The sequence below is a fragment of the Janibacter anophelis NBRC 107843 genome (genome assembly GCF_001570945.1).
Lineage (GTDB): Bacteria > Actinomycetota > Actinomycetes > Actinomycetales > Dermatophilaceae > Janibacter > Janibacter anophelis.
In genome coordinates this window covers 1-25,708 of record NZ_BCSQ01000041.1, presented here as the reverse complement: position 1 = coordinate 25,708, position 25,708 = coordinate 1, and the positions used below count along the sequence as shown (strand labels likewise).

The 25,708-nt window shown below is 72.3% G+C and carries 28 protein-coding genes, 1 tRNA gene and 1 other RNA gene; 21 read left to right on the top strand and 9 right to left on the bottom strand.

The window, feature by feature from the left end:
* The first annotated feature begins 142 nt into the window (after nucleotides 1–142).
* Both JAN01S_RS11510 and JAN01S_RS11505 read left to right on the top strand, forming a co-directional pair.
* On the top strand, nucleotides 143–1,294 hold the full coding sequence (locus JAN01S_RS11510; RefSeq protein WP_244884831.1) for a glycerophosphodiester phosphodiesterase: 1,152 nt from the start codon (nucleotides 143–145) through the stop codon (nucleotides 1,292–1,294).
* A gap of 151 nt (nucleotides 1,295–1,445) precedes the next feature.
* Nucleotides 1,446–2,153: a DUF2470 domain-containing protein gene (locus JAN01S_RS11505; RefSeq protein ID WP_068318309.1), complete on the top strand. Its 708-nt coding sequence runs from the start codon at nucleotides 1,446–1,448 to the stop codon at nucleotides 2,151–2,153.
* 93 nt (nucleotides 2,154–2,246) lie between these two features.
* Here JAN01S_RS11505 and JAN01S_RS11500 read toward each other — a convergent pair whose 3' ends face one another.
* From JAN01S_RS11500 to fdhD, 3 genes are all read right to left on the bottom strand, one after another.
* Entirely contained in the window at nucleotides 2,247–2,849 is a 603-nt protein-coding gene (locus JAN01S_RS11500) for an MOSC domain-containing protein (protein WP_244884830.1), read from the bottom strand.
* Nucleotides 2,850–2,890: 41 nt separating this feature from the next.
* Nucleotides 2,891–5,683 carry a pyruvate dehydrogenase (acetyl-transferring), homodimeric type gene (gene aceE, locus JAN01S_RS11495; RefSeq protein WP_068318306.1) on the bottom strand — a complete coding sequence of 931 codons (2,793 nt, stop codon included), beginning with the start codon at nucleotides 5,681–5,683 and terminating at the stop codon, nucleotides 2,891–2,893.
* A gap of 77 nt (nucleotides 5,684–5,760) precedes the next feature.
* Nucleotides 5,761–6,648 carry a formate dehydrogenase accessory sulfurtransferase FdhD gene (gene fdhD / locus JAN01S_RS11490; RefSeq protein ID WP_068318303.1) on the bottom strand — a complete coding sequence of 296 codons (888 nt, stop codon included), beginning with the start codon at nucleotides 6,646–6,648 and terminating at the stop codon, nucleotides 5,761–5,763.
* 65 nt (nucleotides 6,649–6,713) lie between these two features.
* On the opposite strand from fdhD, the gene JAN01S_RS11485 reads away from it, so the two are divergent.
* The 12 genes from JAN01S_RS11485 (at nucleotide 6,714) to JAN01S_RS11430 (ending at nucleotide 15,813) form a co-directional block, all read left to right on the top strand.
* Nucleotides 6,714–7,250 carry a PH domain-containing protein gene (locus JAN01S_RS11485; protein WP_244884829.1) on the top strand — a complete coding sequence of 179 codons (537 nt, stop codon included), beginning with the start codon at nucleotides 6,714–6,716 and terminating at the stop codon, nucleotides 7,248–7,250.
* Complete coding sequence (locus JAN01S_RS11480) at nucleotides 7,247–8,722, top strand: PH domain-containing protein (protein ID WP_068318298.1); 1,476 nt, start codon at nucleotides 7,247–7,249, stop codon at nucleotides 8,720–8,722. Before JAN01S_RS11485 ends, JAN01S_RS11480 begins: the two co-directional genes overlap by 4 nt.
* Nucleotides 8,719–9,189 carry a DUF3052 domain-containing protein gene (locus JAN01S_RS11475; RefSeq protein WP_244884828.1) on the top strand — a complete coding sequence of 157 codons (471 nt, stop codon included), beginning with the start codon at nucleotides 8,719–8,721 and terminating at the stop codon, nucleotides 9,187–9,189. The genes JAN01S_RS11480 and JAN01S_RS11475 overlap by 4 nt, the downstream gene beginning before the upstream one ends.
* A gap of 33 nt (nucleotides 9,190–9,222) precedes the next feature.
* Entirely contained in the window at nucleotides 9,223–9,699 is a 477-nt protein-coding gene (locus JAN01S_RS11470; RefSeq protein WP_068318293.1) for a peroxiredoxin, read from the top strand.
* A gap of 30 nt (nucleotides 9,700–9,729) precedes the next feature.
* A complete protein-coding gene (locus JAN01S_RS11465; RefSeq protein WP_068318291.1) occupies nucleotides 9,730–10,704 on the top strand; it encodes an isopenicillin N synthase family dioxygenase in 975 nt (324 codons plus the stop codon).
* Nucleotides 10,705–10,764: 60 nt separating this feature from the next.
* Nucleotides 10,765–10,837: transfer RNA gene (locus JAN01S_RS11460), tRNA-Val, on the top strand.
* Nucleotide 10,838: 1 nt separating this feature from the next.
* Entirely contained in the window at nucleotides 10,839–11,702 is an 864-nt protein-coding gene (locus JAN01S_RS11455) for a Nif3-like dinuclear metal center hexameric protein (RefSeq protein WP_068318289.1), read from the top strand.
* Entirely contained in the window at nucleotides 11,699–12,436 is a 738-nt protein-coding gene (locus tag JAN01S_RS11450; RefSeq protein ID WP_068318287.1) for a zinc ribbon domain-containing protein, read from the top strand. Before JAN01S_RS11455 ends, JAN01S_RS11450 begins: the two co-directional genes overlap by 4 nt.
* Nucleotides 12,436–13,560, top strand: a complete 1,125-nt coding sequence (locus JAN01S_RS11445) for a bifunctional RNase H/acid phosphatase (RefSeq protein ID WP_068318284.1) — start codon at nucleotides 12,436–12,438, stop codon at nucleotides 13,558–13,560. The genes JAN01S_RS11450 and JAN01S_RS11445 overlap by 1 nt, the downstream gene beginning before the upstream one ends.
* Before the next feature lie 21 nt (nucleotides 13,561–13,581).
* Nucleotides 13,582–14,106, top strand: a complete 525-nt coding sequence (locus JAN01S_RS11440; RefSeq protein WP_068318281.1) for a YqaA family protein — start codon at nucleotides 13,582–13,584, stop codon at nucleotides 14,104–14,106.
* A 79-nt stretch (nucleotides 14,107–14,185) separates the two neighbouring features.
* Entirely contained in the window at nucleotides 14,186–14,599 is a 414-nt protein-coding gene (locus tag JAN01S_RS11435) for a rhodanese-like domain-containing protein (protein WP_068318277.1), read from the top strand.
* The gene (locus JAN01S_RS11430) at nucleotides 14,596–15,813 is read left to right on the top strand and encodes an O-succinylhomoserine sulfhydrylase (protein ID WP_174522289.1); all 1,218 of its coding nucleotides are present in this window, start codon (nucleotides 14,596–14,598) and stop codon (nucleotides 15,811–15,813) included. The genes JAN01S_RS11435 and JAN01S_RS11430 overlap by 4 nt, the downstream gene beginning before the upstream one ends.
* Nucleotides 15,814–15,825: 12 nt before the next feature.
* Here JAN01S_RS11430 and JAN01S_RS11425 read toward each other — a convergent pair whose 3' ends face one another.
* On the bottom strand, nucleotides 15,826–16,572 hold the full coding sequence (locus JAN01S_RS11425; RefSeq protein ID WP_157075712.1) for a YaaA family protein: 747 nt from the start codon (nucleotides 16,570–16,572) through the stop codon (nucleotides 15,826–15,828).
* Nucleotides 16,573–16,609: 37 nt separating this feature from the next.
* Here JAN01S_RS11425 and JAN01S_RS11420 point away from each other — a divergent pair, with 37 nt between their 5' ends.
* The 3 genes from JAN01S_RS11420 (at nucleotide 16,610) to rnpB (ending at nucleotide 19,316) form a co-directional block, all read left to right on the top strand.
* Entirely contained in the window at nucleotides 16,610–18,073 is a 1,464-nt protein-coding gene (locus tag JAN01S_RS11420; RefSeq protein WP_068318274.1) for an RNB domain-containing ribonuclease, read from the top strand.
* Nucleotides 18,074–18,290: 217 nt separating this feature from the next.
* Nucleotides 18,291–18,875, top strand: a complete 585-nt coding sequence (locus JAN01S_RS11415; RefSeq protein WP_068318271.1) for a TMEM165/GDT1 family protein — start codon at nucleotides 18,291–18,293, stop codon at nucleotides 18,873–18,875.
* Between the two features lie 60 nt (nucleotides 18,876–18,935).
* Nucleotides 18,936–19,316, top strand: an RNA gene (rnpB, locus tag JAN01S_RS11410) — RNase P RNA component class A.
* Nucleotides 19,317–19,345: 29 nt separating this feature from the next.
* Here the strand turns inward: rnpB and JAN01S_RS11405 are convergent.
* The 3 genes from JAN01S_RS11405 to map are packed head-to-tail and all read right to left on the bottom strand — an operon-like array spanning nucleotide 19,346 to nucleotide 22,293.
* Entirely contained in the window at nucleotides 19,346–20,602 is a 1,257-nt protein-coding gene (locus JAN01S_RS11405) for an APC family permease (RefSeq protein ID WP_169797219.1), read from the bottom strand.
* A 60-nt stretch (nucleotides 20,603–20,662) separates the two neighbouring features.
* Nucleotides 20,663–21,418, bottom strand: coding sequence for a polyphosphate--glucose phosphotransferase (ppgK, locus tag JAN01S_RS11400; RefSeq protein ID WP_068318263.1), 756 nt, complete (start codon nucleotides 21,416–21,418; stop codon nucleotides 20,663–20,665).
* Between the two features lie 11 nt (nucleotides 21,419–21,429).
* Entirely contained in the window at nucleotides 21,430–22,293 is an 864-nt protein-coding gene (gene map, locus JAN01S_RS11395) for a type I methionyl aminopeptidase (RefSeq protein ID WP_068318259.1), read from the bottom strand.
* Between the two features lie 25 nt (nucleotides 22,294–22,318).
* Here map and JAN01S_RS11390 point away from each other — a divergent pair, with 25 nt between their 5' ends.
* Nucleotides 22,319–22,573 carry a methionine aminopeptidase gene (locus tag JAN01S_RS11390; RefSeq protein ID WP_306305664.1) on the top strand — a complete coding sequence of 85 codons (255 nt, stop codon included), beginning with the start codon at nucleotides 22,319–22,321 and terminating at the stop codon, nucleotides 22,571–22,573.
* An 8-nt stretch (nucleotides 22,574–22,581) separates the two neighbouring features.
* On the opposite strand, the gene JAN01S_RS11385 is transcribed toward JAN01S_RS11390, so the two are convergent.
* Together JAN01S_RS11385 and panB are read right to left on the bottom strand one after the other, a co-directional pair.
* Nucleotides 22,582–23,211, bottom strand: a complete 630-nt coding sequence (locus JAN01S_RS11385; RefSeq protein WP_084360191.1) for a class I SAM-dependent methyltransferase — start codon at nucleotides 23,209–23,211, stop codon at nucleotides 22,582–22,584.
* A 2-nt stretch (nucleotides 23,212–23,213) separates the two neighbouring features.
* Nucleotides 23,214–24,110 (bottom strand): 3-methyl-2-oxobutanoate hydroxymethyltransferase, encoded by an 897-nt coding sequence (gene panB / locus JAN01S_RS11380; RefSeq protein ID WP_068318255.1) that lies wholly within the window; start codon nucleotides 24,108–24,110, stop codon nucleotides 23,214–23,216.
* Nucleotides 24,111–24,203: 93 nt separating this feature from the next.
* On the opposite strand from panB, the gene JAN01S_RS11375 reads away from it, so the two are divergent.
* The 3 genes from JAN01S_RS11375 to JAN01S_RS11365 form a co-directional block, all read left to right on the top strand.
* Complete coding sequence (locus JAN01S_RS11375) at nucleotides 24,204–25,064, top strand: sigma-70 family RNA polymerase sigma factor (RefSeq protein ID WP_068318252.1); 861 nt, start codon at nucleotides 24,204–24,206, stop codon at nucleotides 25,062–25,064.
* A gap of 70 nt (nucleotides 25,065–25,134) precedes the next feature.
* Nucleotides 25,135–25,371 (top strand): DUF1059 domain-containing protein, encoded by a 237-nt coding sequence (locus tag JAN01S_RS11370; RefSeq protein ID WP_068318248.1) that lies wholly within the window; start codon nucleotides 25,135–25,137, stop codon nucleotides 25,369–25,371.
* 25 nt (nucleotides 25,372–25,396) lie between these two features.
* On the top strand, nucleotides 25,397–25,708 hold a 312-nt coding region (locus JAN01S_RS11365; protein ID WP_174522288.1), incomplete at its 3' end, for a 2'-5' RNA ligase family protein.

The window sequence follows — 25,708 nt, the reverse complement described above, 5'->3', positions numbered from 1 at the left end:
GGGGAGCCACCGGACAGGGGGTGGACGCGCCGGGACGATGACCAGATCCTGACCATCTCGTCACGCAGGCGCCATGATGCTTTCATCCCGCCACCACCTCATGGTCGACCCGACGCGCTGTCACCTCCATAGCGTCGCGCGCATGCACCCCGTGAAGATCACCACTGGAGTCCTCGTGGCACTCGCCCTCGTCACGCCCACCACCACCGCCACCGCCGTTCCCGCGGCGCCCCCCGAGGCCAAGGTCAGTACGACCTCGGGCAACCCCGGATACCGTGAGAAGAACACGGCCGACCCCCTCGTCATCGCCCACCGCGGTGCCTCCGGCTACCGTCCCGAGCACACCCTGGCCGCCTACGAGCTGTCGGTCGAGCAGGGCGCCGACTACATCGAGCCCGACCTCGTCATGACCAAGGACGGGGTGCTCGTCGACCGCCACGAGCCGGAGATCGGTGGCACGACCGACGTCGCCGACCACCCCGAGTTCGCCGACCGGAAGACGACGAAGGACCTCGACGGCAAGGCGGTCACCGGCTGGTTCGTCGACGACTTCACGCTCGCGGAGCTGAAGACGTTGCGCGCCACGGAGCGTCTCGGCGGCATGCGTCCCGAGTCCGCCTCCTACGACGGCCAGTTCGAGGTCCCGACCTTCGAGGAGGTCCTGGCCCAACGGGAGCAGCTCTCACGCTCCACCAGCCGGGTCATCGGCATCTTCCCGGAGATCAAGCACTCGACCTACCTGCACGCCGAGGGCTTCGACCCCGAGGCCGAGGTCGCCCGCCTGGCGAAGAAGTACCACCTCAACCACGCCAAGGCGCCGATCTGGGTGCAGTCCTTCGAGCTGACCGCGCTGAAGGACCTGCGCGACGAGCACGGCTGGAAGGGCAAGAGCGCCTTCCTCACCACGGTCAACGGTGGTCCGTTCGACCTGCAGGAGCAGGGCACGACCTACGCCGAGCTCACGACCGCGTCGTCGATGCAGGACCTGTCGCAGTGGATCGACGGCTTCGGCCCGGAGAAGAACGCGGTCATCGCCCGCGAGGCCGACGGCAGCCTCGGTGAGCCCACGACCTTCGTCGAGGACGCCCACGCCGCCGGGCTGAAGGTCACCCCGTGGACCTTCCGCGCGGAGAACACCTTCCTCCCGACCGACTACCGGATCGGTTCGGACCCGGCCGCCCACGGACGGATGGCCGACGAGGTCACGAAGTTCTACGAGGTCGGCGTGGACGGCGTCTTCTGCGACCAGCCCGACATCTGCGTCGAGGCGCGCGAGGCCTTCCTCGACCGCTGAGTCAGCACGTCGCACGCCCGGGGAGCGCGCTCCCCGGGCCGTCGTCGTCCCCGGACGAAGGGGGTTGCCCGCGATCCGGACGTCGACTGGCGCCCCGTAGGGTGATGAGTAAGGGTAGGCTTACCTGAACTCAGAGCCGAGGGAGACGCTTGTGAAGAACTGGCCGGGTCTGGCGCGCACCGTCGTCGCGTCCGCGAGCAGCATCGAGGTCGGCCTGCTCGGTCACCGGGCTCCTGTGGCGCGGCATGCCACCGACGGCAGCGGCGCCGTGCTGTTCGCCCTCGCCGAGGCGGCGCCCGAGTGCGCCGACCTGGTCACGCCGGGGGAGCGGGGTCCGGTCGTCGACCTCGTCGCCACGGACGTCTCCGCGGTGGCGCACGCCGGTCGGGTGCGTGGTCGCGTCTGGCTCTCGGGTCGCGCAGACGTCCTCCGTGAGCCCGACGAGCAGCTGCGGGGGCATCTCGGGGTGCTCGAGGGTGACCCCGTCGCCCGCCTGGTGCCGACCACGATCGGCCTCGAGTGGTTCGTCGAGGCGGGGACGCGCCCCGGGGAGCAGATCACCATCGACCCGCAGGCCTACGCCGACGCGGGGATCGACGCCCTCGCAGGATGGGCCGACGAGTGGATCGCCCACCTCGACGTGGACCACCGGGACTCGCTGCGCGACCTCGTCGCCCACCTCGTGCAGCCGGTGGCCGTGGTGCGGCCCGTGCACGCCGACGAGACCGGCCTCGTCCTGCGGGAGCACGTCGGTACCTGCCGCCGGGACATCCGGGTGAGCTTCCCGCAGCCGGTGCGCTGCGGGTGCGAGGCCACCGAGGCGCTGCGCACCCTCGTGGCCGTCAACGCCCTCGGCTGAGATCGAGACTGCATTCCCCTACGGCAATGCAGTCTCTCGACGTCAAGGATCTGCATTTCCCCGGGGAGATGCGCGGTGGTGCGGGCGGGGAGGTCAGACGGGGGCGAGCGGGGTGTGTGGCTGCTCGGGCAGCTCGACGGTGATCTCGTCGCGGGTGCGGACCGTGCCGCTGCGCTCGACGACCGCCATCACGCCGGCCCGCCGGACGATGCCCACGCCGTCGACGCTCTGCACGCCGCCGGTCGGCCCGAGCTCGACGTCGGAGTCCGAGGGGACGCCATCGGCTCGGCGGACGACGACCTTGAGCAGGCCGCGGGAGTGCTCGTCGATCTGGCGGCAGGGGTTGCGCAGCCCCGTGAGACGCACGGTGGCGTCACCGATGTGCAGCCGGGTCCCCACGGGCAGACCGAGCAGGTCGAGGCCGGCGGTGAGGATGTTCTCCCCGAGCGACCCGGGGCCGATGTCGTGACCGGCCGCGCGCGCCTCGTCGAGGAGCGCGCCTTGGATGAGGTGCACCTGGCGCAGGTTGGGCTGGTTGGGATCGCGCCGCACCCGTGAGCGGTGCTGCACGAGGGTGCCCGCGTGCGCGTCACCCCGCACGCCGAGCCCCTCCACGAGCTCGATGGCGTCGCACGGCACCTTGCTGAAGCGGTGCAGCTCGTCCCGGCTCACGGACATGACGAAGGGGGTGTCCACCCCGTGATCCTGCCACGGTGCGGACACCCCCTTCGCGTCGGTCAGGCGTCGCCGCCCGCGTTGCCGGAGGTGCCGGCGGTGACGTCGAGCAGGCGGTACTTCTCGGCCGCCTTGCCCGGGACGTCCGAGGCCACCCACCCGCGCTCGGCGAGCATCTGCAGGGCGCGCACCGCCATCGACGGGCCGTCGACGTGGAAGTAGCGGCGGGCCGCGGCGCGGGTGTCGGAGAACCCGAAGCCGTCCGTGCCGAGTGAGGCGAACTCCTCCGGCACCCACGGGCGGATCTGGTCCTGGACCTGCTTCATGTAGTCCGAGACGGCGATGACGGGCCCGACCGAGCCCTCGAGGGCTCGGGTGATGTACGGCGTGCGGCGCTCGGCCTCCGGGTAGAGGAACCGGTCCTCGTCGCAGGACATGGCCTCGCGGCGCAGCTCGGTCCAGCTCGTCACCGACCACACGTCGGCGACGACGCCCCAGTCGTCGCGCAGGAGCTGCTGCGCCTCGAGCGCCCACGGCATGCCGACGCCACTGGCGAGCAGCTGGCAGCGGGGCGGGGTGTCGCCCAGGCCCGAGTCGTCACCGGCCGCGTAGCGGTACATGCCCTGGAGCAGCCCGTCGACGTCCAGGTCCTCCGGCTGGGCGGGCTGGACGATCGGCTCGTTGTACAGCGTCAGGTAGTAGATGACATTGCGGCTGGGGTCGCTCTGGGGGGCGTCGCCGCCGTACATCGTCTCCAGACCCTTGCGCATGATGTGCGCGATCTCGAAGCCGTAGGCCGGGTCCCAGGAGACGACCGCGGGGTTGGTCGCGGCGAGCAGCGGCGAGTGGCCGTCGGCGTGCTGCAGCCCCTCACCGGTGAGCGTCGTGCGACCGGCGGTGGCGCCGAGCATGAACCCGCGCGACATCTGGTCGGCGGCCGCCCAGATGCCGTCACCGGTGCGCTGGAAGCCGAACATCGAGTAGAAGATGTAGACGGGGACCATCGGCTCACCGTGCGTGGCATAGCTCGTCGCCGCCGCGGTGAAGGCCGCGACCGAGCCGGCCTCGTTGATGCCCGTGTGCACGATCTGGCCCTGCTCCGACTCGCGGTAGGCGAGCATGAGGTCGGCGTCGACCGAGGTGTAGTTCTGCCCGTGGGGGTTGTAGATCTTCTTGTTCGGGAAGAACGAGTCCATGCCGAAGGTGCGCGCCTCGTCCGGGATGATCGGGACGATCCGCTCGCCGAACCCCTTCTCCCGCATGAGGTCCTTGAGCAGGCGCACCCACGCCATCGTCGTGGCGATCTCCTGCTTGCCCGAGCCCTTGGCCATCTGGGCGTACTTGTCGTCGCCGGGCAGCTGCGGGGTCGTGTACTTCACGCGCCGCTCGGGCAGACCCCCGCCGAGCTTGCTGCGCCGCTCCCTGAGGTAGGCGATCGCCTCGTCGTCCTCGCCGGGGTGGTAGTACGGCGGCAGGTACGGGTCCTTCTCCAGCTGCTCGTCGGAGATCGGGATCTTCAGGCTGTCGCGCAGGCCCTTGAGGTCGTCCAGCGTCAGCTTCTTCATCTGGTGGGTCGCGTTGCGCCCGGCGAAGTGGGTGCCCAGGCCGTAGCCCTTGATCGTCTTCGCGAGGATGACGGTCGGCTGGCCGCTGTGCTCGGTCGCCGCGCGGTAGGCCGCGTAGACCTTGTTGTAGTCGTGGCCACCGCGCTTGAGCTTCCACCACACGTCGGCGTCGGACCAGTCCTCGACGAGCTTGCGGGTGCGCGGGTCGCGGTTGAAGAAGTTGTCGCGCACATACGCGCCGTCGTTGGCGCGGAAGGTCTGGTAGTCACCGTCGGGCGTCTGGTTCATGAGGTTGACCAGGGCGCCGTCGCGGTCGGCGGCCAGCAGCGGGTCCCAGCCGCGCCCCCAGACGACCTTGATGACATTCCACCCGGCGCCGCGGAAGTAGGCCTCGAGCTCCTGGATGATCTTGCCGTTGCCGCGCACCGGTCCGTCGAGCCGCTGCAGGTTGCAGTTGACGACGAAGGTGAGGTTGTCCAGCTCCTCGAAGGCCGCGGTCTGCAGTAGGCCCCGGCTCTCCGGCTCGTCCATCTCGCCGTCACCGAGGAAGGCCCACACGCGCTGCTGCGAGGTGTCCTTGATGCCGCGGTTGTGCAGGTACTTGTTGAACTGCGCCTGGTAGATGGCGTTCATCGGGCCGATGCCCATCGAGACCGTGGGGAACTCCCAGAAGTCCGGCATGAGGCGCGGGTGCGGGTACGACGGCATCCCGATGTCGCCGCCCTCCGCGAGGCGCTCGGCCTCCTGTCGGAAGCCGTCCATCTGGGCCTCCGTGAGCCGCCCCTCGAGGAAGGCCCGCGCGTACATGCCGGGGGAGGCGTGGCCCTGGAAGAAGATCTGGTCGCCGCCGCCGGGGTGGTCCTTGCCGCGCCAGAAGTGGTTGAAGCCCACCTCGTAGAGGGTTGCCGCAGAGGCGTAGGAGGAGATGTGGCCGCCGACGCCGACCCCGGGGCGCTGCGCGCGGTGGACCTGGATCGCGGCATTCCACCGGATCCAGGCGCGGTAGCGGCGCTCGACCTCCTCGTCACCGGGGTACCACGGCTCGTCGACCGGGGCGATGGTGTTGACGTAGTCGGTGGTCGTCAGCGACGGGACGCCGACGTTCTTCATCCGGGCGCGCTCGAGCAGGCGCAGCATCACGTAGCGGGCCCGGTCGCGGCCCGACTCGTCGATGAGGGCATCGATGGAGTCCAACCACTCGGCGGTCTCCTCCGCATCGATGTCCGGCAGGTGGGTGGGGATGCCGTTGAGGATGGGGCCGTCGCTGAGGTGATCCGCTGAGCCGGGCACGTTCGTCGTCCTTTCAAAAAGACCGGTCCGCCAGAGGTGACGACGGACACACCTACTATCCCCGCTCGTGGTGGGCGTCACAAACCGGGGTCGGTTCCCGAGATGCGTCCGGGGTGGGCGTAGACCGTGGCGCGCGGGTCGCGGACGAAGCCCAGCAGGGTCACCCCACTGCGCTCGGCCACCTCGACGGCCAGTGATGTCGCGGCCGAGACGCAGGCGAGCACGGGGGCGCCGGCGACCGCTGCCTTCTGCGCGATCTCGAAGCCTGCGCGGGAGGAGACGAGCAGGGCGTGCCCACGCAGCGGCAGCCGTCCCTCGCGCGCGGCCCAGCCGATGACCTTGTCGACCGCGTTGTGCCGACCGATGTCCTCGCGCACGACGAGCACCTCGCCGTCCGGGGCGAGCAGCGCTGCCGCGTGGACCCCACCCGTCGCCTCGAAGACCCGCTGCCGCGAGCGCATCGCGGCCATGCCGGCGTGGATCGCCTCGAGCCCGAAGGCCGCCTCGTCATCGGCGGGGGAGTGGGGCAGGGCGGCGATCAGGTCGTCGACCGAGGTCGAGCCGCAGACCCCGCAGGCGCTCGTCGCGACCTCGGTGCGCTCGGTGATCGGGCGCCGCAGGGCCACCCCGGCGGCGAGGGTCACCTCGACGACGTTGAAGGTCGGCGAGCCGTCGGGTCCGGTGTCGGTGCAGTGCATCATCGTCGCGACGTCGTCACCGCCCCCGATGAGGCCCTCCGCCACGAGGTGGCCGAGGGCGAGGTCGAAGTCGTCGCCGGGCAGGCGCATCGTCGTCGTGACCGTCGTCGACGCAGGACGAAGGGGGTTGCCCCCCGCGGGCACGCCGCGGTCGGGCAGTGCCGCCACCCGGATCTCGAGGGGCTCCTCGACCGCCACCGACTCGATCCGCGAGACCGAGCGGTCCCCGATGCGATGCACCTTCAGGCGCTGGGTCATCCGTCCCATCGCGGCACCCTCCTCAGACCGACCACGCCACCCACCCTACGGACCCGGTCTGGTGAGATGGTCCCGTGGACGAGCAGCCGACGACACCCCCTTCGCCCGCCCCAGCGCCGGGCCCGATGGTGCTGCGTCTGCGCGGTGACGACGGGGTGCCGTGGCACCCGGTCTCGCCCGCCCTGGCCACCGTCCGCCGGGTGAGCGCGACGGCGGTGCTCCTGCCGCTCGCCGTCGCGTCCGCCTTCATGGCCGTCGTGCTGTGGTCGTGGCTGGCCATCGGCTCGGTGGTCCTGCTGCTCCTGTGGATCTGGCTCATGTGGCTCATCGGCGTCCAGGTGCGGACGATCAGCTGGGCCGAGCTGCCCGAGGAGCTCGCGATCCGCAAGGGACGGATCTGGCGTCGACTCATCACGGTGCCCTACGGGCGGATCCAGTACGTCGACCTCACGTCCGGGCCGTACAAGCGTCGCCTCGGCCTGGCCGACATCGCCGTCAACACGGCCTCGCCGGCGAGCAGCGGTGACATCCCGGGGCTGCCGGCCGACGTGGCGGAGGAGCTGCGGGTGCGACTGGCCGCCCGTGGCGAGGCCCAGCGAGCCGGCCTGTGACCGACGAGGACTTCGTCCGGGTCCACCCGATCTCGCCCTTCATCCGGGGCGGGATCGTCGTCCTCGGTGTCCTCGGCTACATCGTGAGCCAGCAGGTCGACCGGATCGCCGGCGCCATCGGTGGACTCGACGACGACGGCGGGCGCGGGGTGGCCGGTCCGATCTTCGTGCAGGCCGCGGTCGTGGCCGCAGTCGTCCTCGGTGCGATCGTCCTGGGCCTCGTCTCGTGGTGGTTCACCCGCTACCGCCTCGGTGACGACAGCATCGAGATGCGCACCGGCGTGCTCTTCCGCCAGCACCGCCAGGTGCGCTACGACCGGATCCAGGCCGTCGACATCGTCCGGCCCCTCCTCGCGCGGTTCACCGGCCTGTCCGAGGTCCGTGTCGAGTCCGCCGGCGGCGGTGACTCGCACCTGTCGATCGCCTACCTGCGCGCCGCGCACGCCGAGTCCGTGCGCGAGCAGCTGCTCGGCCTCGCCCACGAGGCCGGCGCAGGGGACCAGGCCCTCGGGGCGGCCGCAGGGGACCAGCCCGTCGAGGGCCTCGCAGCGCCTCCGCAGCCCGGTGCAACCACCGCGGTCGCCGCCGAGCGCCGCCTGCTCACCGTGCCCCCGGAGCGCGTCGTCGCCTCGGTTCTGCTGAGTGGCGAGGCGATCTTCCTCGCCGTCGCCCTCGTCGTCGCCGTGGTCCTCGCGCTCGTCGGGCTGGGGCCCGCGGTCGGCGGCTTCGCTCCGGTCGTCCTCGTCGCAGGAGGCCGCGCCCTCCTGCGCCTCACCCGGTGGTGGGGACTGACCCTCGGCCTGCGCGGTTCGACCCTCACCAGCCGACGCGGGCTCACCGACACCCGGACCTCGTCGGTGCCGCTCCACCGGGTGCAGGCCGTGCAGATCGAGCAGCCGTGGCTGTGGCGCCGTCCCGGATGGTGGTCGCTCAAGGTCAATGTCGCCGGCGCCGACCTCGGGTCGGCGAGCGAGGGGGCCTCCGACAGCGAGCTCGTGCCCGTCGCCACGACGGCCGAGGTGCTGCAGCTGCTCGAGGTGGTCACGGGCGACGCCACGACGACCGACGAGGTGCGCTCGCTGGTCACCGGCACGCCGAGCGGGTTCGTCGGCCAGCCGTCCCGTGCGCGGTGGTTGCACCCCTTCGCCCATCGCCGCATCGGTTACCTCGCGGGGCAGCGGGCCGTGCTCACCCGCTCGGGGTGGCTCGACCACACCCTCCAGGTCGTCCCGTACGGCCGCATCCAGTCCATCACCGTCTCGCAGGGCCCGATCTCCCGGCGGGTGGACCTGGCGAGCGTCCACCTGGTGAGCACCGTCGGGCCCGTGGCGCCCCGCGTGAGCCATCTGGACCGGTCCGGTGCCGAGCTCCTGCGGAGCCGCACGGAGGAGCGGGCGGCCCGCTCACGACGCGGCGAGCCGGACGCTCCTGCTTGCGTCCCGGGGCCGGACACGGTGGACTGTGACCGATGAATGATCAGCGAGCAGCAGAAGGGACCACGGTCGTGACGGGGCAGTCGACGGGGCAGGGCGAGGATCTCGCCCGTGACGCCGTGGCCAAGTTGGGCTTCGCCAAGGAGCAGATCGTCCAGGAGTACGGCTGGGACGACGACGTCGACGAGGCCCTGCGCGAGGCCATCGAAGCGGTCGTCGGCGACCCGATCGAGGACGAGGACTACACCGGCGTCGTCGACGCGGTGATCCTGTGGTGGCGTGACGGCGACGGTGACCTGACGGACGCGCTCGTCGACACGCTCGGCACCCTCGCCGAGGGGTCCTCGATCGTGCTGCTCACCCCGCGCCCCGGCCAGCCCGAGGAGGTCGACCCGTCCGAGGTCGACGAGGCCGCGACGACCGCCGGGCTGCACACCTCCGGCAACGTCATGTGCTCGGAGCACTGGGTGGCCACCCGGCTCGCCGCGCGCAAGGGTGTCGCCTGACCCCCTTCGTGCCGTGGCTGGCACACTGCCGGGATGAGCCGGCAGCCACTGCAGGTCGGGCAGACCGCCCCCGACTTCACCCTCCGCGACCAGAACGGCCGCGACGTCTCCCTGTCCGAGGCGCTGCGCGATCGGGCCGTGCTGCTCGTCTTCTACCCCTTCGCCTTCTCCGGCATCTGCACCGGTGAGCTCGGGGAGATCCGCGACGACCTCGGCCGCTTCGAGTCGGAGGCACTGACGACCTTCGCGATCTCGTGCGACCCGATGTTCAGCCTGCGCGCGTGGGCCGACCAGGAGGGCTACTTCTTCCCGCTGCTGTCCGACTTCTGGCCGCACGGGCAGGTCGCGAGCGACTACGGCGTGCTCGACGAGACCGCGGGCAAAGCAATGCGCGGCACCTTCCTCGTGGCCCCCGACGGGCGCATCGCGTGGACGCTCGTCAACCCGTCCGGGCAGGCGCGCGACCTCACCGGCCACGAGGAGGCGCTCGCCGGGCTCACGCGTGCCTGAGGGTCTCCTCGGGAGGTAGCCTCCTGCCCCATGAGCGACGACATCCTCGAGGTGGACCTGCTGGCCTTCGAGTCCGGGGACGGTGAGCGCGCACGGGCCGTCGTCGACGGGCTGATGACCTCGCTCGAGACCGGCTTCGTCTACGTCAGGCACGACCTGTCCGAGGACCTCATCGACACCGCCTACGGGATGCTCGAGGAGTTCTTCACCGCCGAGCGCGAGGTCAAGGAGAGCTTCGTCGCCCCCGGCACCCACGGCCAGACCGGCTACACCGGTCTGCTCGTCGAGACCGCGGCGACCGCCGACGTCGCGGACTGGAAGGAGATGCTCAACTGGGGGCCCTCCATCCCGGCCGGCCACCCCCTGCGCACCCGCTACCCGCACCGCTACCACGACCCCGTGCTGCCCGAGTCGGCCGTGCCGGGGATCGCCGAGACCCTGACGACCTTCCACGAGGCGGTCGCCGACCTGCAGCGACGCGTCCTGCGGATCATCGCCACCGGCGTCGGTGCGCACCCCGACTACTTCGAGAAGATGCTCGTCGACGGCCCCACCCTCTCCCGGGCGATCCACTACCCGGCGATGGAGTCAGCGCCCGAGGCTCCGCACGTGTGGGCCGCCGAGCACGCCGACATCAACCTCATCACCGCGCTGCCGCGCGCCACCGCGGCCGGGCTGCAGGTGCGCCTGAAGGACTCGGGCGAGTGGATCGACGCCATCGCCCCCGAGGGTGGCGCCATCATCAACACCGGGCTCATGCTCGAGGTCGTCACCAACGGCGTCATCGAGCCGGGCATCCACCGCGTCGTCGCGGCTCCCGGCCAGGAGGGCGACCGCTACTCCGTGGTCCAGTTCGCCCACCCGACCCCGTGGACCGTGCTCAGCCCGCTCGTCAGCACGGTCACCGAGAGCACGCCGCAGCGCTTCTCGCCGATCAGCGCCGCCGATGCCCTCGACCTGGTCCTCTACGAGATCAACCTCATCGAGGACGCCCGCCGCGTCTGAGCGCGCCTGTCGGCGGGGGCGTCGCGGGCTGACACAATGACCGCGGCGCCGCGCGCGCCGGGGCCTGTAGCTCAGTTGGTAGAGCACCGCGTTTACACCGCGGGTGTCGTCGGTTCGAGACCGGCCGGGCCCACATGACCTCCATCCGGCTGCGGGACGTGCTCGCCGTCCTCGAAGAGACCTTCCCCGGGGACAGCGCCCAGTCCTGGGACCGCGTCGGGCTCGTCACCGGCGACCCGGAGCAACCGGTGCGGCGCATCCATGCCGCCGTCGACCCGACCCTCGCGGTCATCGAGGAGGCCCGCGCCGCCGGCGCCGACCTGCTCATCACCCACCACCCCCTCCTGCTGCGCGGGGTGCACTCGGTCGCCACGACGAGCGCGAAGGGGGCGGCCGTCACCTCCTTGGTCGTCGGTGACGTCGCGCTCTACGTCGCCCACACCAATGCCGACGTCGCCGAGCCCGGCGTCAACACCGCACTGGCGGCGGCCTGCGGCCTCGCCGCGACGGAGCCCCTGACGATCGAGGAGGGGCGGCCCATGGGCCGCGTCGGTGACCTCGACGCACCGGTCTCCCTCGCGGACTTCGCCACGCGGCTGGCGCAGGCGCTCCCTTCGGCCCCCGCGGGGATCCGGGTGTCGGGTCCGGCCGACGGCACCGTGCGTCGGGTGGCGCTGCTCGGAGGCGCCGGCGACGGGCTCATCGACGCCGCCGCGGCGGCGGGTGCCGACGTCTACGTGACCTCCGACCTGCGCCACCACCCGGCCCTCGAGGCCCGTGAGGACGCCACGGGACGGGGTGGGACCCCCTTCCTCGTCGATGCCGGTCACTGGGCCACCGAGTCGCTCTGGCTGGAGGAGATGCTCGAGCGGCTGCGCGGGTCCCTCGCGGCCTCCGGGTACGACGTGGTTGGCTTGGAGACCCACGTGAGCACCATCTGCACCGACCCGTGGAGCTTCACCGTCGGCGCAGCCCCTGACCGAGGAGACCCGCAGTGAAGGCCGACCCCTTCGTCCAGGCACGTCTGCTGGACCTGCAGGCGCTGGACACCCGCCTGCAGCAGATCGACCACGCCCGCACCCGGGTGCCGCAGATCGCGGCCACCCGTGAGGCGCAGGAGCGCCTGCAGCAGGTGAGCGACGACGTCGTGCGCGTCGAGACCGGCCTGTCCGACATCCGCCGCGAGGTCGACCGGGCCGAGGCCGACGTGCAGCAGGTGCGCGACCGTACCGCCCGCAACACCTCCCGGCTCGAGTCCGGGCAGGGCACGGCCAAGGACCTGCAGGCCCTCCAGCACGAGCTGGAGTCGCTCGCCCGGCGCCAGGCCGAGCTCGAGGACGTCGAGATCGAGGTCATGGAGCGACAGGAGAGCGCCGAGGCGCGGCTGGGCGAGCTCACCGCCCAGCGGGACGAGGTGCAGGCCGAGGTCGACCGCCTCGCCCGGGAGCGGGACGCCGCCGTCGCCGAGCTCGACGCCGAGCGGGTCGAGGTCGCCGGGCCGCGGCAGGCGATCGTCGACGCCATCGACGCCCCCCTCGTCGCGCTCTACGAGCGCATCCGCGAGGGCTCCGGTGGCCTCGCCGCCGCGGAGCTCAAGCACGGTCGGTGCGGCGGCTGCCGCCTGGAGCTCAACCCCGTCGACCTCGCGGCCATCGACAAGGCCGCGAGCGACGAGGTGGTGCGCTGCGAGGAGTGCGCGCGCATCCTCGTACGCACCCACGCAGCCGACTGATGACGCGCACGCTGCGCGTCGAGGCCGACGGCGGCTCGCGGGGCAACCCCGGTGTCGCTGGTTACGGCGCGCTCGTGCGCGACGCCGCGAGCGGTGACCTCCTCGTCGAGCTGGCGGCGCCGCTCGGCACCGCGAGCAACAACGTCGCGGAGTACCGCGGCATGCTCGCGGGTCTGGCCGCAGCGCGCACCATCGCCGCCGATGCCCGGATCGTCGTCGCCATGGACTCCAAGCTCGTCGTCGAGCAGATGGCGGGCCGGTGGAAGATCAAGCACCCCGACATGCGCGAGCTCGCGCTGCAGGGGCGCGACCTCGTCGCCGAGATCACGACGGCCGGCGGCTCGGTCGAGTTCACCTGGGTGCCGCGGGCCGACAACGGCGACGCCGACGCCCTGTCCAACCGTGGCATGGACGGCGAGCATGTCGAGGACTGGCACGGCAGCGAGCAGGCCCGCGACGACCTCACGCCCTCGCGGGACGGCGAGCAGGAGCCGGTGCGACCCCGGTCCGGCCGCGGCGAGCCGACCCGGGTCGTCCTCGTCCGGCACGGCGTCACCGAGTTCACCGAGCAGGCGCGTCTCGACGGGCGCGGCGGGGCCGACCCCGGCCTGACCGACGCGGGGCGCCGGCAGGCCGAGCAGGCCGCGACGCTGGTCGCGGAGCTCGTCGGCGAGACCCCGACGACGGTCATCACCTCGGACCTGCGGCGGGCGCGGGAGACCGGGGGCGTGATCGCCGACCGGCTCGGTGTGGACCCCGAGGTCGACCCCGACTGGGACGAGCAGTCCTTCGGCGACTGGGACGGTGCCGCCGTCAGCGACCTGCTGCGGGATGCGCGCGAGGACTTCACCGCACTGCGCGCCGACCGGACCTACGCCCGCCCCGGTGGGGAGACGCACGACGAGATGGCCGAGCGGGTGACCGCGGCGTGGGAGCGCGTCGTCGCCCGCGGGGGCACGGTCGTCGTCACCTGCCACCGCAAGCCGATCCTCGTCGTGCTCGCCCACGTCCTCGGCCTGCCCTTCGAGCGGATGTGGCGTCTGGCCGGTTCGCCGGGGTCGCTGACCGCACTGGAGGCTTGGCCCGACGGCCACGCAGTCGTCGCCTTCACCAATCGCACCTGAGGGGTTCTGACCATCACCAACGTGCCTGACTGGCTCATCGCCACCGGTCTGATCGGGGCCGTCCTCTTCGGCCTGCTCTCGGCCTACTTCCCACCGCTCAACGCCGAGATCTACGCGCTCGCGGCGCCCGTCATCTTTCCGGACGCGTGGGTGGTCCACGTCTGCGCGATGACCGGTGGCCTCGTCGTCGGCAAGATGACCCACTTCATCGCGGCAGAGAAGGGAGCCGAGGTGTACGCCCGCCGCAGGGCGGTCAAGGAGGCGCGGGACGCGCAGGAGCGACGTCGTCCCAAGGGTCCCGTCGGAGAGCGCCTGTCACGGTGGAGCCGGGCGATGATCAACGTGCTCGACCGGCCGCGGTTGGGCCCACTCGTCATGCTGGCCTCGTCGGGCATCGGCTTCCCGCCGCTGGCCGTCGTGACGGTCGCCGCCGGCGTCAAGCAGGTCAACACGCTGCTCTTCCTCACCGTCACGACCATCGGGTGCCTGGCCCGCTTCCTCGCCACCGCGTGGCTCGTGACCCGGGGGATGTCGCTCGGGCACTGACGGCCCCAGCGCCGCGCGCACGGTCTCGGGTCGTGACCCGTGCACCGGGCACTCGTCCGCGGAATTTATCCTGACCCTCATGACCCAGCACGCAGACCTCACCCCCCGGCAGGCCTGGGAGCGCCTCGAGAGCGACCCGGCCGCTGTCCTCGTCGACGTGCGCACGCAGGCCGAGTGGTCCTTCGTCGGGCTGCCCGACATCACCTCGCTCGGCAAGCAGGTCGTCGCCATCGAGTGGACGACCTTCCCCGACGGCACGCCCAACCCCCACTTCCTCGAGCAGCTGCGCGCCGCCCTTCCCACGGAGGATGCGCCGACGCTCTTCCTGTGCCGCTCGGGCGCGCGCTCCTCAGCGGCGACCGCCGCGGCGACGGCCGCCGGGTACACGCAGGCGATCAACATCTCCGAGGGCTTCGAGGGCGACCTCGACGAGCACGGCCACCGCGCCGTCAACGGCTGGAAGCAGGCCGACCTGCCGTGGAGGCAGGGGTGAGCGGGACCCCCTTCGGCCCCGGCAACCCGACGCCCCAGCTCGACCCCGAGGGACTGTCACCACAGACGCTCGCCGTGCGCGGTGGGCAGGCGCGCTCGACATTCGACGAGACGGCCGAGGGCCTGTACCTGACCTCCGGATTCGTCTACGGCAGCGCCGAGGAGGCCGAGGCCGCCTTCACCGACGAGGTCGACAAGTTCATCTACTCGCGCTACGGCAACCCGACCGTGGCCATGTTCGAGGAGCGGCTGCGGCTGCTCGAGGGGGCGGAGGCCGCCTACGCGACCGCCTCGGGCATGTCGGCGGTCTTCACCGCCCTCGCGGCACTGGTGTCGAAGGGGGACCGCCTCGTCTCCTCACGTGGTCTCTTCGGCAGCTGCTTCGTCATCGTCGACGAGATCCTGCCCCGGTGGGGTGTGGAGACCGTCCTCGTCGACGGTCCCGACCTCGACCAGTGGCGCGAGGCCCTGTCCGAGCCGACGGCCGCCGTCTTCTTCGAGACGCCGAGCAACCCCATGCAGGAGCTCGTCGACATCGCCGCGGTGAGCGAGCTCGCGCACGCGGCCGGCGCCCAGGTCGTCGTCGACAACGTCTTCGGCACGCCCGTCTTCTCCCGCCCGCTCGAGCATGGCGCCGACATCGTCGTCTACTCGGCGACCAAGCACATCGACGGGCAGGGACGGGTTCTCGGCGGCGCGATCCTCGGGCCGCAGGAGTACATCGACGGTCCGGTGAAGAACCTCATCCGGCACACCGGCCCGTCGCTGTCGCCCTTCAACGCCTGGGTCCTGCTCAAGGGCTTGGAGACGATGGACCTGCGGGTGCGGCGGATGGCCGAGTCCTCCCTCGTCGTGGCGCGCGCGCTGCAGGAGCACCCGGGCGTCGGGAGGGTGATCCACCCGTGGCTGCCCGACCACCCGCAGCACGAGCTGGCCCGGGCGCAGATGAGTGGTGGGGGCACGGTCGTCACCTTCGACGTCGTCGGCGGCAAGGCCGAGGCCTTCGCGGTGATGAACGCGCTGCGCATCATCGACATCTCCAACAACCTCGGCGACTCCAAGTCGCTCATCACCCACCCCGCGACGACGACCCACCGGCGCATGGGGGAGGAGGCCCGCGCGGCCATCGGCATCACCGACGCGACGCTGCGGATCTCCGTCGGGCTCGAGGCGGCCGAGGACCTGGTGGCCGACCTGACCCGCGCGCTCGGCTGACGCGGGCCGCGGTCACCGCACCGTCGTGTCGATGACCCAGGGGCGACCACGGCCGGAGGGCTCGTGGAGGGTGACGTCGAAGGCGGGCTCGAGCGCCCGCGCGAGGGCGGCGGGGGTGCGTGGCTCCCGGTCGACGCCGAGCAGGTGGCGGGCGACGAGCCCGCGGGTGTGCTTGGCCATGTGGGTCGCGCCGGGGACGCGCACCTGCACCCAGCGCTGCGTGAGGTCACCGCGCGGGGTCCACGCCGCGACATAGGTGCTCGAGCGGCAGTCGACGACCAGGCCGGTGCCCGCGGCGGCCGTGAGCTCGGTGTCGAGGGCGTCGCGCCAGTGGCCGGCGAGCGGGCCGACGCCGGGGAGGTTCACGGCCATCGACAGGCGGTACGGCGGGATGCGGTCGCCCGGGTGCACGGCGCCGAAGAGTGCCGACACGACGACGAGCCACGTGTTGGCCCTGCGCCGCTGGCCCGGGGTGAGGTCGCCCAGGTCGAGGGCGTCGTAGAGGACCCCGGAGTAGACCTCGGCGGCCGGGGGAGCGGGAGCCGTCGTGAGGCGGGTGTTGCGGGCGACCTCCTCGACGAGGTTGGGGCTGACCCCGAGCACCTCGTGGGCGTCGCTTCGGACGCTGGTCGCGGCGAGGGCGTCGAGGACGCGCTGCCGGTGGTCGGTGAGTGCCGGGTACGAGAGCGAAGGGAGGTCCAGGGCCTTCCCGCGGGAACGACCGGTCTTGGACTCCGAGGGCGGCAGCAGCACGAGCACGCCCAGACGATACGTCAGGGCATCTAGGGTGTCGGGCATGGCTCCGAAGCGCACCGTCACCCTTCGCCCCACCGACCCGGAGGCCGGTGACGTCGTCGCCGCGGCCGGGCTCACCGAGCGCTTCGACGCGATCCGCGCCGAGCTGGAGGTGCCGGGCGAGTTCCCGGCGGACGTCATCGCGGAGGCGGAGCGGGTGGCGGCCACCCCGCTGTCCCGGCCGGAGCAGGACCTGAGCGACCTGCCCTTCCTCACCATCGACCCGCCGGGGTCGATGGACCTCGACCAGGCCATGCTGCTCGAGCGTGACGGTGACGGGTACCGCGTGCGGTATGCCATCGCCCACCTCGAGTCCTTCGTCGAGCCGGGCGGGGCCATCGATGCCGAGGCCCGCCGGCGCGGCCAGACGATCTATGCCCCCGACGAGCGCACGCCGCTGCACCCGCCGGTCCTCAGCGAGGGTGCCGCCAGCCTGCTGCCGGACGAGACGCGTCCGGCGTACGTGTGGGACATCCGGCTGGACGCGCGTGGGGCGCACACGTCCGCCGAGGTGCACCCGGCGCTCGTGCGCAGCGTCGACCGGCTGGAGTACACGGCCGTGCAGGCCGACGTCGACGCGGGCACCCACGACGAGCGGCTCGTGCTGCTCAAGGAGATCGGCGAGCTGCGCATCGCGCTCGAGCAGGAGCGCGGTGGCGCGTCCCTGCCGATGCCCGACCAGCAGGTCGAGGAGGTCGAGGGCGGCTTCCGGCTGCACCTGCGTCCGCTCGTGCCCGCCGAGGACTGGAACGCGCAGATCTCCCTGCTGACCGGCATGGTCGCCGCGGAGATGATGCTCGAGGCAGGGGTCGGCATCCTGCGCACCATGCCCGACCCCGAGGAGCAGGCGATCACCCAGCTGCGTCGGGTCGCCACGGCGCTCGGGGTGGAGTGGGCCGAGGGGACCGACCACGGCACCTTCCTGCGCTCGCTCGACGGCACCGACCCCAAGCACCTCGCGCTCATCCACGAGTCGACGATCCTCTTCCGCGGGGCCGGGTACACCGCCTTCGACGGGCAGCCGCCGGAGGTGGTCGAGCAGGCGGCGATCGCGGCGCCGTACGCCCACGTCACCGCGCCGCTGCGCCGGCTCGTCGACCGCTTCGGCCTGGCGCTGTGCGCCGCCGTGAGCGCTGGCGAGGAGGTGCCCGACTGGGTGCGCGAGGCGCTGCCGCAGCTGCCCGAGCTCATGGAGACCTCCGACCGGCGCGCCGGCGGGGTGGAGCGCGCGACCACCGACGCCGTCGAGGCGGCGACCCTGGCCGACCGGGTGGGGCAGGAGTTCGCGGCCGTCGTCATCGACGTCCCCGAGGGCGGGGACGACCGTGGCGGACTGGAGGTGCACCTGCTCGACCCACCCGTCCTGGCCCGGGCGAAGGGGGAGGCCCAGCTCGGCGCCGAGGTCACCGTGCGCCTCACGGGCGTCGACCCGGCCGAGGGCAGGGTCGACTTCGAGATCGTGTGAGGGACCCCCTTCGTCGTGGGGTAGGGTGACCGGCAGCGAAAGGGAGTAGTCCCCAACAGGTGCGTCGACACACTGGACCTCGGTTTCGGCCCCGGTCCCGGCGCTCCGGGCCAGCACTGCTGGCGGACGAGACTTTCGACCGGTTTGTCATACGACGATCCCGGTCGAGGCTCGTCGCGACACGGCTCCTCGTCCGGGCTGGACGAGGAGTTCTTCTATGTGGTCAGCGCTGGTGCTCAGCACCGTCGTCATCTTCGTCGCCGAGCTCGGCGACAAGAGCCAGCTCATGGCGATGACCTTCGCCACCCGCTACCGCGCGCGTGACGTCATCATCGGCATCACCGCCGCGACGGCCTTGGTGCACCTCGCATCCGTGGGCATCGGGTACTTCATCGGGTCGAGCTTCGAGCGGTACCAGGGGCCGATCGCCATCGCGGCCGGTATCGCATTCCTCGGCTTCGCGCTGTGGACCCTGCGCGGTGACGAGCTCACCGAGGAGGAGGCGCAGAAGGCGCGCAAGGCCACTGGCTCGGCGTTGCCGGCCGTCGGCCTGGCCTTCTTCCTCGCCGAGCTCGGGGACAAGACGATGCTCGCGACGATCACCCTCGCGGTGCGTGAGGACTGGTTCGGCACGTGGATCGGCTCGACCATCGGCATGGTCGCCGCGGACGCCCTGGCCATCGCCGTGGGCGCGCTCCTCGGCCGCAAGCTGCCGGAAAAGGTCATCACCTACGGGGCTGCCGCGGCCTTCGCCCTCTTCGGTCTCGTGCTCATCGCGGAGGGCCTGGGCTTGTTCGGCTGACCGGGTCGCGAGCCGACGGGGGCGAAGGGGGCCGCCCGCCCCATTAGACTGCCCTGCGGATGAGTCGGCCGGACGGCTGCGTCACCGCCTCGGCGGTGTCGAGGAAAGTCCGGGCTCCACAGGGCAAGGTGGTGGCCAACAGCCACCCGGGGCGACCCGCGGGACAGTGCCACAGAAAGCAGACCGCCTCGGCCACCTCGGTGGTCGCGGTGAGGGTGAAACGGTGGTGTAAGAGACCACCAGCGATCCGGGTGACCGGATCGGCTCGGTAAACCCCACCCGGAGCAAGTCCAGACAGTGTGCGTCTGAGGGCGGCCCGCCCGAGCACACGGGTAGGACGCTGGAGGTCGTCGGCAACGGCGACCCGAGATGGATGGCCGTCACCCCGGCGCCGGCAACGGCGCCGGGGGACAGAACCCGGCTTACAGGCCGACTCATCCCACCCCCCCGTCAGGGGGCGACGTGCAGTCTCACTCGCGCGTCGTGTGCCGCACCCAGCCGATGACCGCGCCGAGGAGCAGCACGAGGACCGCAGCGAGCAGGCTCGGCCACGGCAGGAGCGACGCCACGACCAGGCAGGTGAGGACACCGAGCCCCGGGACCACACGTCGGGTCCAGCCTGCGTCGAGCGTCCACACGCTGGCGTGCACCAGGGCGAGGTGGACGAGCACGCACGCGGCGGCGAAGGCCATGGCCTGTCGGACGTCGACGAGCACGAGCGACGCGACGGTGAGGACCCCGACGACCACGAGGGCGCGGCGGGGGACGAGGGAAGGACCCTCGCGCACGGCCAGCCACGTGGGCAGGTGCCGGTCACGGGCCATCGCCGAGACCTGCGTGGCAGCTGCGAGGAGCAGCGACATGAGCACCCCGCCAGCGGCGAGGACGGCAGCGATCCGCAGCACCGGGCCCAGCCACGGCCACGCCGAGATCTCTGCGGCCTCCGCCAGCGGGGCCTGGCGAGCGGCGACCCATCCGGCGCCCAGGGTGCGGGTCAGGGCCAGCGCCAGGAGCACGTGCAGGCCGATGACGACGACGAGCGAGATCGTCAGCGCGCGGGGCAGCGTGCGGGCCGGCTCGTCGAGTCGCTCGCGCAGGTTGATCAGGCGCAGGTGGCCGGTGAGGGCGAAGACGACGAAACCGGCCGCCGTCACGACCCCGATGGGACGTCCGGCGCCCTCCGGGTCCCCGGGCGCATCCGTGAGCACGGGCGGCGTGCTGAGCAGCACGGTGACGAAGGTGAGGGTGACGAGGACGACGAGGAGCGCGATGACCCGCTCGGCGCCGGCGGAGCGTTCGATGCCCTGCAGGCGCAGGCCGAGGACCGCGAGCACCGCGACCACCCCGATGATCTTGGTCCAGCCGGGCAGGATGTGCAGGCCCACGGTCAGGGCGAGGGCGGCACAGGCGGAGATGGTCGCGACCGCCCGCGCCCAGCCGGCGAGGTGGCCCCAGGGCAGACCGAGTCGATCGCGCACGTGGGCGTGGGTGCCCAGGGGGCCCCGGCCGGATCCCGCCAGGCGCATCGCGGAGTGGGCGCTCAGGGCCGTGACGAGGCCCGCCAGCACGACTCCGAGGACGAGGTGGTCACCCGCAGAGGCGGCGGCCGGCCCCAGGGCGACGAAGAGCCCTGCACCGATGCTCGAGGCCAGCCCCGTGCCGACGGCGTCGGGCAGGCGCAGCCGACGCTCGTCGCCCTCCGCCACCGGCCCCGCCGAAGTCGTCATGGCCCCACCCTGCCGCATCCGTCCCGCCCCGCGCTGGGAGCGCGCCGTCGGCACTCCTCGTCAGTTGCCCTTGGCGGCGAGCCGCGCGGCGCCGATGATGCCGGCCTTGTTCTTCAGCCGGGCGGGGACGATCTCGGTGCGCAGGTCGAGGAGCGGGAGGAACTCCGAGGCCCGCTTGCTCACCCCGCCCCCGACGACGAAGAGGTCCGGCCACAGCAGTGCCTCGAGCCGGGAGTAGTACGTCTGCAGGCGCTGGGCCCACTCCTCGACGCCCAGGCCCTCACGTTCGCGCGCGGAGTCCGCCGCCCGGGTCTCCGCGTCGTGGCCGTCGATCTCGAGGTGCCCGAGCTCGGTGTTGGGCACGAGGTGCCCGTCGACGAGGAGCGCGGTCCCGATGCCCGTACCCAGCGTGGTGAGCACCACGACACCGTCGTGGCCCTTGGCCGCGCCGTAGTACCGCTCCGCCACTCCTGCGGCGTCCGCGTCGTTGACGACGTGCACCTCACGACCCAGTCGGTCGGCGAAGAGGGCCGCCGCGTCGGTCCCGATCCACGCGCTGTCGATGTTGGCCGCGGTGCGCACCACGCCGTGGGTGACGGCGGCCGGCACCGTGATGCCGACCGGCACTCCCTTCTTGACGTCGAAGTGGTCGACGACCTGCTCGACGACGTCGCACACCGCCTCGGGCGTGGAGCGCTCGGGGGTGGCGATGCGCAGCCGGTCCTCGGCGAAGGCGCCCTTGGTCAGGTCGACCGGGGCGCCCTTGATGCCGGAGCCCCCGATGTCGATGCCGAGCGCGTCGTACTTCTTGCTCATGTGCGTGCCCTTCAGCTGACGGTGAGGATCTCGTTGCCGTCCTCGGTGATGAGGATCGTGTGCTCGAACTGGGCGGACCGGCGCAGGTCCTTGGTCACCACGGTCCACCCGTCGTCCCAGAGGTCCCACTCCGGGGTGCCCAGGTTGAGCATCGGCTCGATGGTGAAGGTCATGCCCGGCTCGATCAGGGTGTCGTGGGCGGGGGCGGCGTCGTAGTGGGGGACGACCAGCCCGGAGTGGAAGCTGGTCCCGATCCCGTGACCCGTGTAGTCGCGCACGACCCCGTAGCCGAAGCGGGCCGCGTACTTCTCGATGACGCGACCGATGATGTTGATCCGGCGCCCGGGGAGGGCGGCCTTGATGCCGCGCATCATCGCCTCGTGGGTCCGCTCGACGAGCAGCCGCGACTCCTCGTCCGGATCGCCGGCGAAGAAGGTCGCGTTGGTGTCGCCGTGCACGCCGCAGACGAAGGCGGTGATGTCGATGTTGACCAGGTCACCTTCCTTGAGCCGTCGGCTGTCGGGGATGCCGTGGCAGACGACCTCGTTGACCGAGGTGCACAGCGACTTCGGGAACCCCCGGTAGCCGAGCGTGGAGGGGTAGGCGTCGTGGTCGAGCAGGTACTCGTGGCCCACCCGGTCCACCTCGTCCGTCGTGACACCGGGGGCGACGGCCGCGCCGGCCGCGGCCAGCGCGCCGGCGGCGATGCGGGAGGCGTGGCGCATCCGCTCGATGGTCTCGGCGTCCTTGACCTCGGAGCCGACGAAGGGGGCGGGAGCGGCCCGGTCGACGTACTCGGGACGGGCGATCCGGCCCGGGACCTCGCGTCGGGGCGAGACCACACCGGGTGTCACGGTTGCGGCGGGGACGAGCATGCGGTGGAGTCTAGGCAACGAGAGCGTGAACCGATCGCTCCGGTCGGCGGAGGACGGCTCCGCGAGGAAGGACGGCACGACGATGGCCTACTGGTTCAACATCGAGACCAACCAGGTCGAGACGGACGAGAACCGCTCGCAGAACGCGGACGTCATGGGTCCCTACGACACCGAGGCCGAGGCGGCCGCCGCGCTGGCCACCGCCCGTGCGAAGACCGAGGCGTGGGACGAGCAGGAGCGCCGTGAGCGCGAGTGGGAGACCGGCGACGCGGACGCCTGACGGGTGGGTCAGCGGGGACGGTGGAGGGTGAGCGCCCAGCTGCCGTCCCCGGGCCAGCGCTGCGCGTCCCAGGACGCGTAGCGCGTCGCGAGGGACAGGTCCGCGGCGAAGGCCGCCCGCTCGAACTCCTCCGCGCTCACCGCTGCCGCGCCCTCGGGCTGGTGCCCCGGCAGCGCCCAGCCGCACACGAGCAGCCCGTCGGCGGCCAGGTGTGCGCGCAGTCGGCGCAGCACCGCGACGAGGGTGCCGTCGGCGAGGAAGGGGACGACGTTGCCCGCGAGCACGACCACGTCGAAGGTCTGCGCGCTCAGGGACAGGCTCGCCAGGTCGGCGTGCACGAAGCGGGTGACGTCGTCGCGCTCGCGGGCCACCTCGATCATCGCCGCGTCGGCGTCGACCCCGACGACGTCGTGGCCCAGGCGGGTGAGCGTGGTGGCGACCCGCCCGGTGCCGCACCCCGCGTCGAGGATGCGGGCCGGCGCCTCACGCAGCCCGTGGACGAAGCGGGCCTCCCCGTCGAGGTCGGCGCCCTGCCGCGCCAGCTCGTCGAACCGGCGCTGGTAGGCGTGCGCCGCGTCGATGCCGCCGGAGACCTCCGACCAGCGGGTGCGGATCTCGGGCAGCTCGGCGGAGGTCATGGTCAGCTCTCGAAGGAGTGCTCGGCCGCGGGGAAGGCACCCGAGGCCACGTCCGCGGCATAGGCGCGCGCCGCGTCCGAGAGGACCGTCGACAGGTCGGCGTAGCGCTTGACGAAGCGCGGCGCCTTGCCGGTGCGCAGGCCCGCCATGTCCTGCCAGACGAGGACCTGCGCGTCGCAGTCGGGGCCGGCGCCGATGCCCACGGTCGGGATGCGCAGCTCGCGGGTCACCGCGGCGGCGGCCGGTGCGGGGACCATCTCCATGACCACGGCGAAGGCACCCGCCTCCTGCACGGCCCGGGCGTCCGCGAGGAGGGCCTCGGCCGCCTCGCCACGCCCCTGCACGCGGTAGCCGCCGAGCGTGTGCTCGCTCTGCGGGGTGAAGCCGATGTGCGCCATGACGGGGATGCCCCCCTTCGTCATCCGCTCGATCGTCGGGGCCATCTCGGCCCCGCCCTCGAGCTTGACCGCATGCGCCAGCCCCTCCTTCATGAGCCGGGCGGCGGAGAGGTAGCCCTGCTCCGGCGAGGCCTGGTAGGTGCCGAAGGGGAGGTCCGCCACGACGAGGGCGCTCGTCGCCGCGCCGGCCACGGCCCGGGTCAGCGGGATCATCTCCTCGAGCGTCACCGGGACGGTCGTCTCGTGCCCGTAGACGTTGTTGCCCGCGGAGTCGCCGACGAGCAGGACGGGGATGCCCGCCCCGTCGAAGACCTGCGCGGCATACATGTCGTAGGCGGTGAGCATGGCCCAGCGCTCGCCGCGCTCCTTCATCGCCTGCAGGTGGGGGATGCGCACCCGCTTGGGCGGCGCCGCCGGGGCGGCCGCACCGCTGCCGTACGGAGCGGGCGTCTCGGCGGGGTCGGTGGTCGCGGGGGAGTCGGGCGCGGAGGGCGTGCTCATGGGCACAGCCTAAGCAGTGGCCCCCGGCCGCGGGCGTCACACTTGTGACGTCCGGCTCGTCATCCCGGTGACACACCGGAGGGAAGGGAACCCATGGACCAGGCACACCGCCACGAGCAGGACCACACCCCGGCCTTCGAGGCCGAGCGCCCACGCCTCACCGCGTTGGCCGGCCGGATCCTCGGCGACCCGTCCGAGGCCGAGGACATCGTCCAGCAGGCCTGGCTGCGCCTCCACCGCACCGACACCTCGATCGAGTCGCTCCCGGCGTGGCTGACCACGGTCACGACCCGCCTCTGCCTCGACCGCCTCACGTCACGGACCCCGGTGCCCCACAGCGAGATCGAGCCCGTCGAGAGTGCCCCGGACGTCGCGGACGACATCGCCCTCGCCGACACCGTCGGTGTCGCCCTCCAGGCCGTCATCGACCGCCTCACGCCGGGCGAACGGGTCGCCTTCGTCCTGCACGACAGCTTCGGCTTCGAGTTCTCGACGATCGCCGCGATCCTCGACACGACCCCGGCCGCCGCCCGCAAGCTCGCCTCACGCGCCCGGGCCAAGGTGCGCCAACCGGCTCCCGACGACCAGCTCGCCGACTGGGAGGTCGTCGACGCCTTCATGGCCGCGGCCCGGGAGGGCGACTTCACCTCCCTGCTGCAGCTCCTCGCCCCCGACGCCGGGGTCGGCGCCGACGCAGCGGCGATCGCCGCGGGCACTCCGGAGCGGATCGTCGGCCGGCAACAGGTGGCCGAGTTCTTCAACGGCAGTGCGCACGCCGCCCTGCCGGTCCTCATCGGCGATCGCCCGGGGTCCGCGTGGTTCCACCGGGGCGAGGCCCAGGTCGTCTTCGACTTCACCATCGAGGGCGGACTGGTCACCGGCATCACCTTCCGCGCGGAGGAGTCCGTGCTCGCCCGCGTCGTCCGTCGCCGCGATGGTGCGCGAAGGGGGTGACCCGCCGCGGTCACATCCGGCACCCGAGATTCGTCAAAGCAGTACACGACACCACCGAGAGGACATCCCGATGAAGACCATGACCTGCCGCCAGCTCGGCGGCCCCTGCGACCTCGCGCACCGCGGCGAGAGCGCCGACGACGTCATCAACGCCCAGGACCAGCACCTCAAGGAGGCGGAGAAGGCAGGCGACACCGCGCACCAGCCCGCCCGTGATGACATGAAGTCCCGTTGGCGCCACCCCCGCAAGAGCCTGGGCTGGTACAAGCAGATGAAGGCGGACTTCGCCGCCCTCCCGGAGGACTGACGGCGGCTGGGGCAGGCTCGGGGCCGTGACCTCGTCGACCGGCCACAGCGTCCTCCAGCTGCCTGTCCCTCCGCTGGAGGACGGGGTCCGCGAGCGCACCCGCGACCACGACGCCGGGTTCGTCTCGACCGACCCCCGCTTCGGCCACGCGCACGTCACGACTCTGGCCCCCTTCGCCCGGGAGCCGTCGGCCGCCGACCTGGCCGTGATCGCGGACATCGCAGCCGGGACCGAACCGATACCGGTCCGTGTGGCCGAGCTCGGTCAGTTCCCCGACGGGATCATCCACCTGCGGCTCGAGCCCGACGAGCCGCTGCCCGCCCTGACCGCGCGGCTC

Coding starts and splice junctions, on each gene's coding strand:
- fdhD (WP_068318303.1), bottom strand. CDS start 6,648: ATGGGACGGATGACCCAGCGCCTGAAGGTGCATCGCATCGGGGACCGC.
- map (WP_068318259.1), bottom strand. CDS start 22,293: ATGCTCGTCCCCGCCGCAACCGTGACACCCGGTGTGGTCTCGCCCCGA.
- JAN01S_RS11420 (WP_068318274.1), top strand. CDS start 16,610: ATGGCTCCGAAGCGCACCGTCACCCTTCGCCCCACCGACCCGGAGGCC.
- ppgK (WP_068318263.1), bottom strand. CDS start 21,418: ATGAGCAAGAAGTACGACGCGCTCGGCATCGACATCGGGGGCTCCGGC.
- JAN01S_RS11370 (WP_068318248.1), top strand. CDS start 25,135: ATGAAGACCATGACCTGCCGCCAGCTCGGCGGCCCCTGCGACCTCGCG.
- JAN01S_RS11465 (WP_068318291.1), top strand. CDS start 9,730: ATGAGCGACGACATCCTCGAGGTGGACCTGCTGGCCTTCGAGTCCGGG.
- JAN01S_RS11435 (WP_068318277.1), top strand. CDS start 14,186: ATGACCCAGCACGCAGACCTCACCCCCCGGCAGGCCTGGGAGCGCCTC.
- JAN01S_RS11415 (WP_068318271.1), top strand. CDS start 18,291: ATGTGGTCAGCGCTGGTGCTCAGCACCGTCGTCATCTTCGTCGCCGAG.
- JAN01S_RS11510 (WP_244884831.1), top strand. CDS start 143: ATGCACCCCGTGAAGATCACCACTGGAGTCCTCGTGGCACTCGCCCTC.
- JAN01S_RS11475 (WP_244884828.1), top strand. CDS start 8,719: ATGAATGATCAGCGAGCAGCAGAAGGGACCACGGTCGTGACGGGGCAG.
- panB (WP_068318255.1), bottom strand. CDS start 24,110: ATGAGCACGCCCTCCGCGCCCGACTCCCCCGCGACCACCGACCCCGCC.
- JAN01S_RS11445 (WP_068318284.1), top strand. CDS start 12,436: ATGACGCGCACGCTGCGCGTCGAGGCCGACGGCGGCTCGCGGGGCAAC.
- JAN01S_RS11455 (WP_068318289.1), top strand. CDS start 10,839: ATGACCTCCATCCGGCTGCGGGACGTGCTCGCCGTCCTCGAAGAGACC.
- JAN01S_RS11405 (WP_169797219.1), bottom strand. CDS start 20,602: ATGACGACTTCGGCGGGGCCGGTGGCGGAGGGCGACGAGCGTCGGCTG.
- JAN01S_RS11470 (WP_068318293.1), top strand. CDS start 9,223: ATGAGCCGGCAGCCACTGCAGGTCGGGCAGACCGCCCCCGACTTCACC.
- JAN01S_RS11385 (WP_084360191.1), bottom strand. CDS start 23,211: ATGACCTCCGCCGAGCTGCCCGAGATCCGCACCCGCTGGTCGGAGGTC.
- JAN01S_RS11375 (WP_068318252.1), top strand. CDS start 24,204: ATGGACCAGGCACACCGCCACGAGCAGGACCACACCCCGGCCTTCGAG.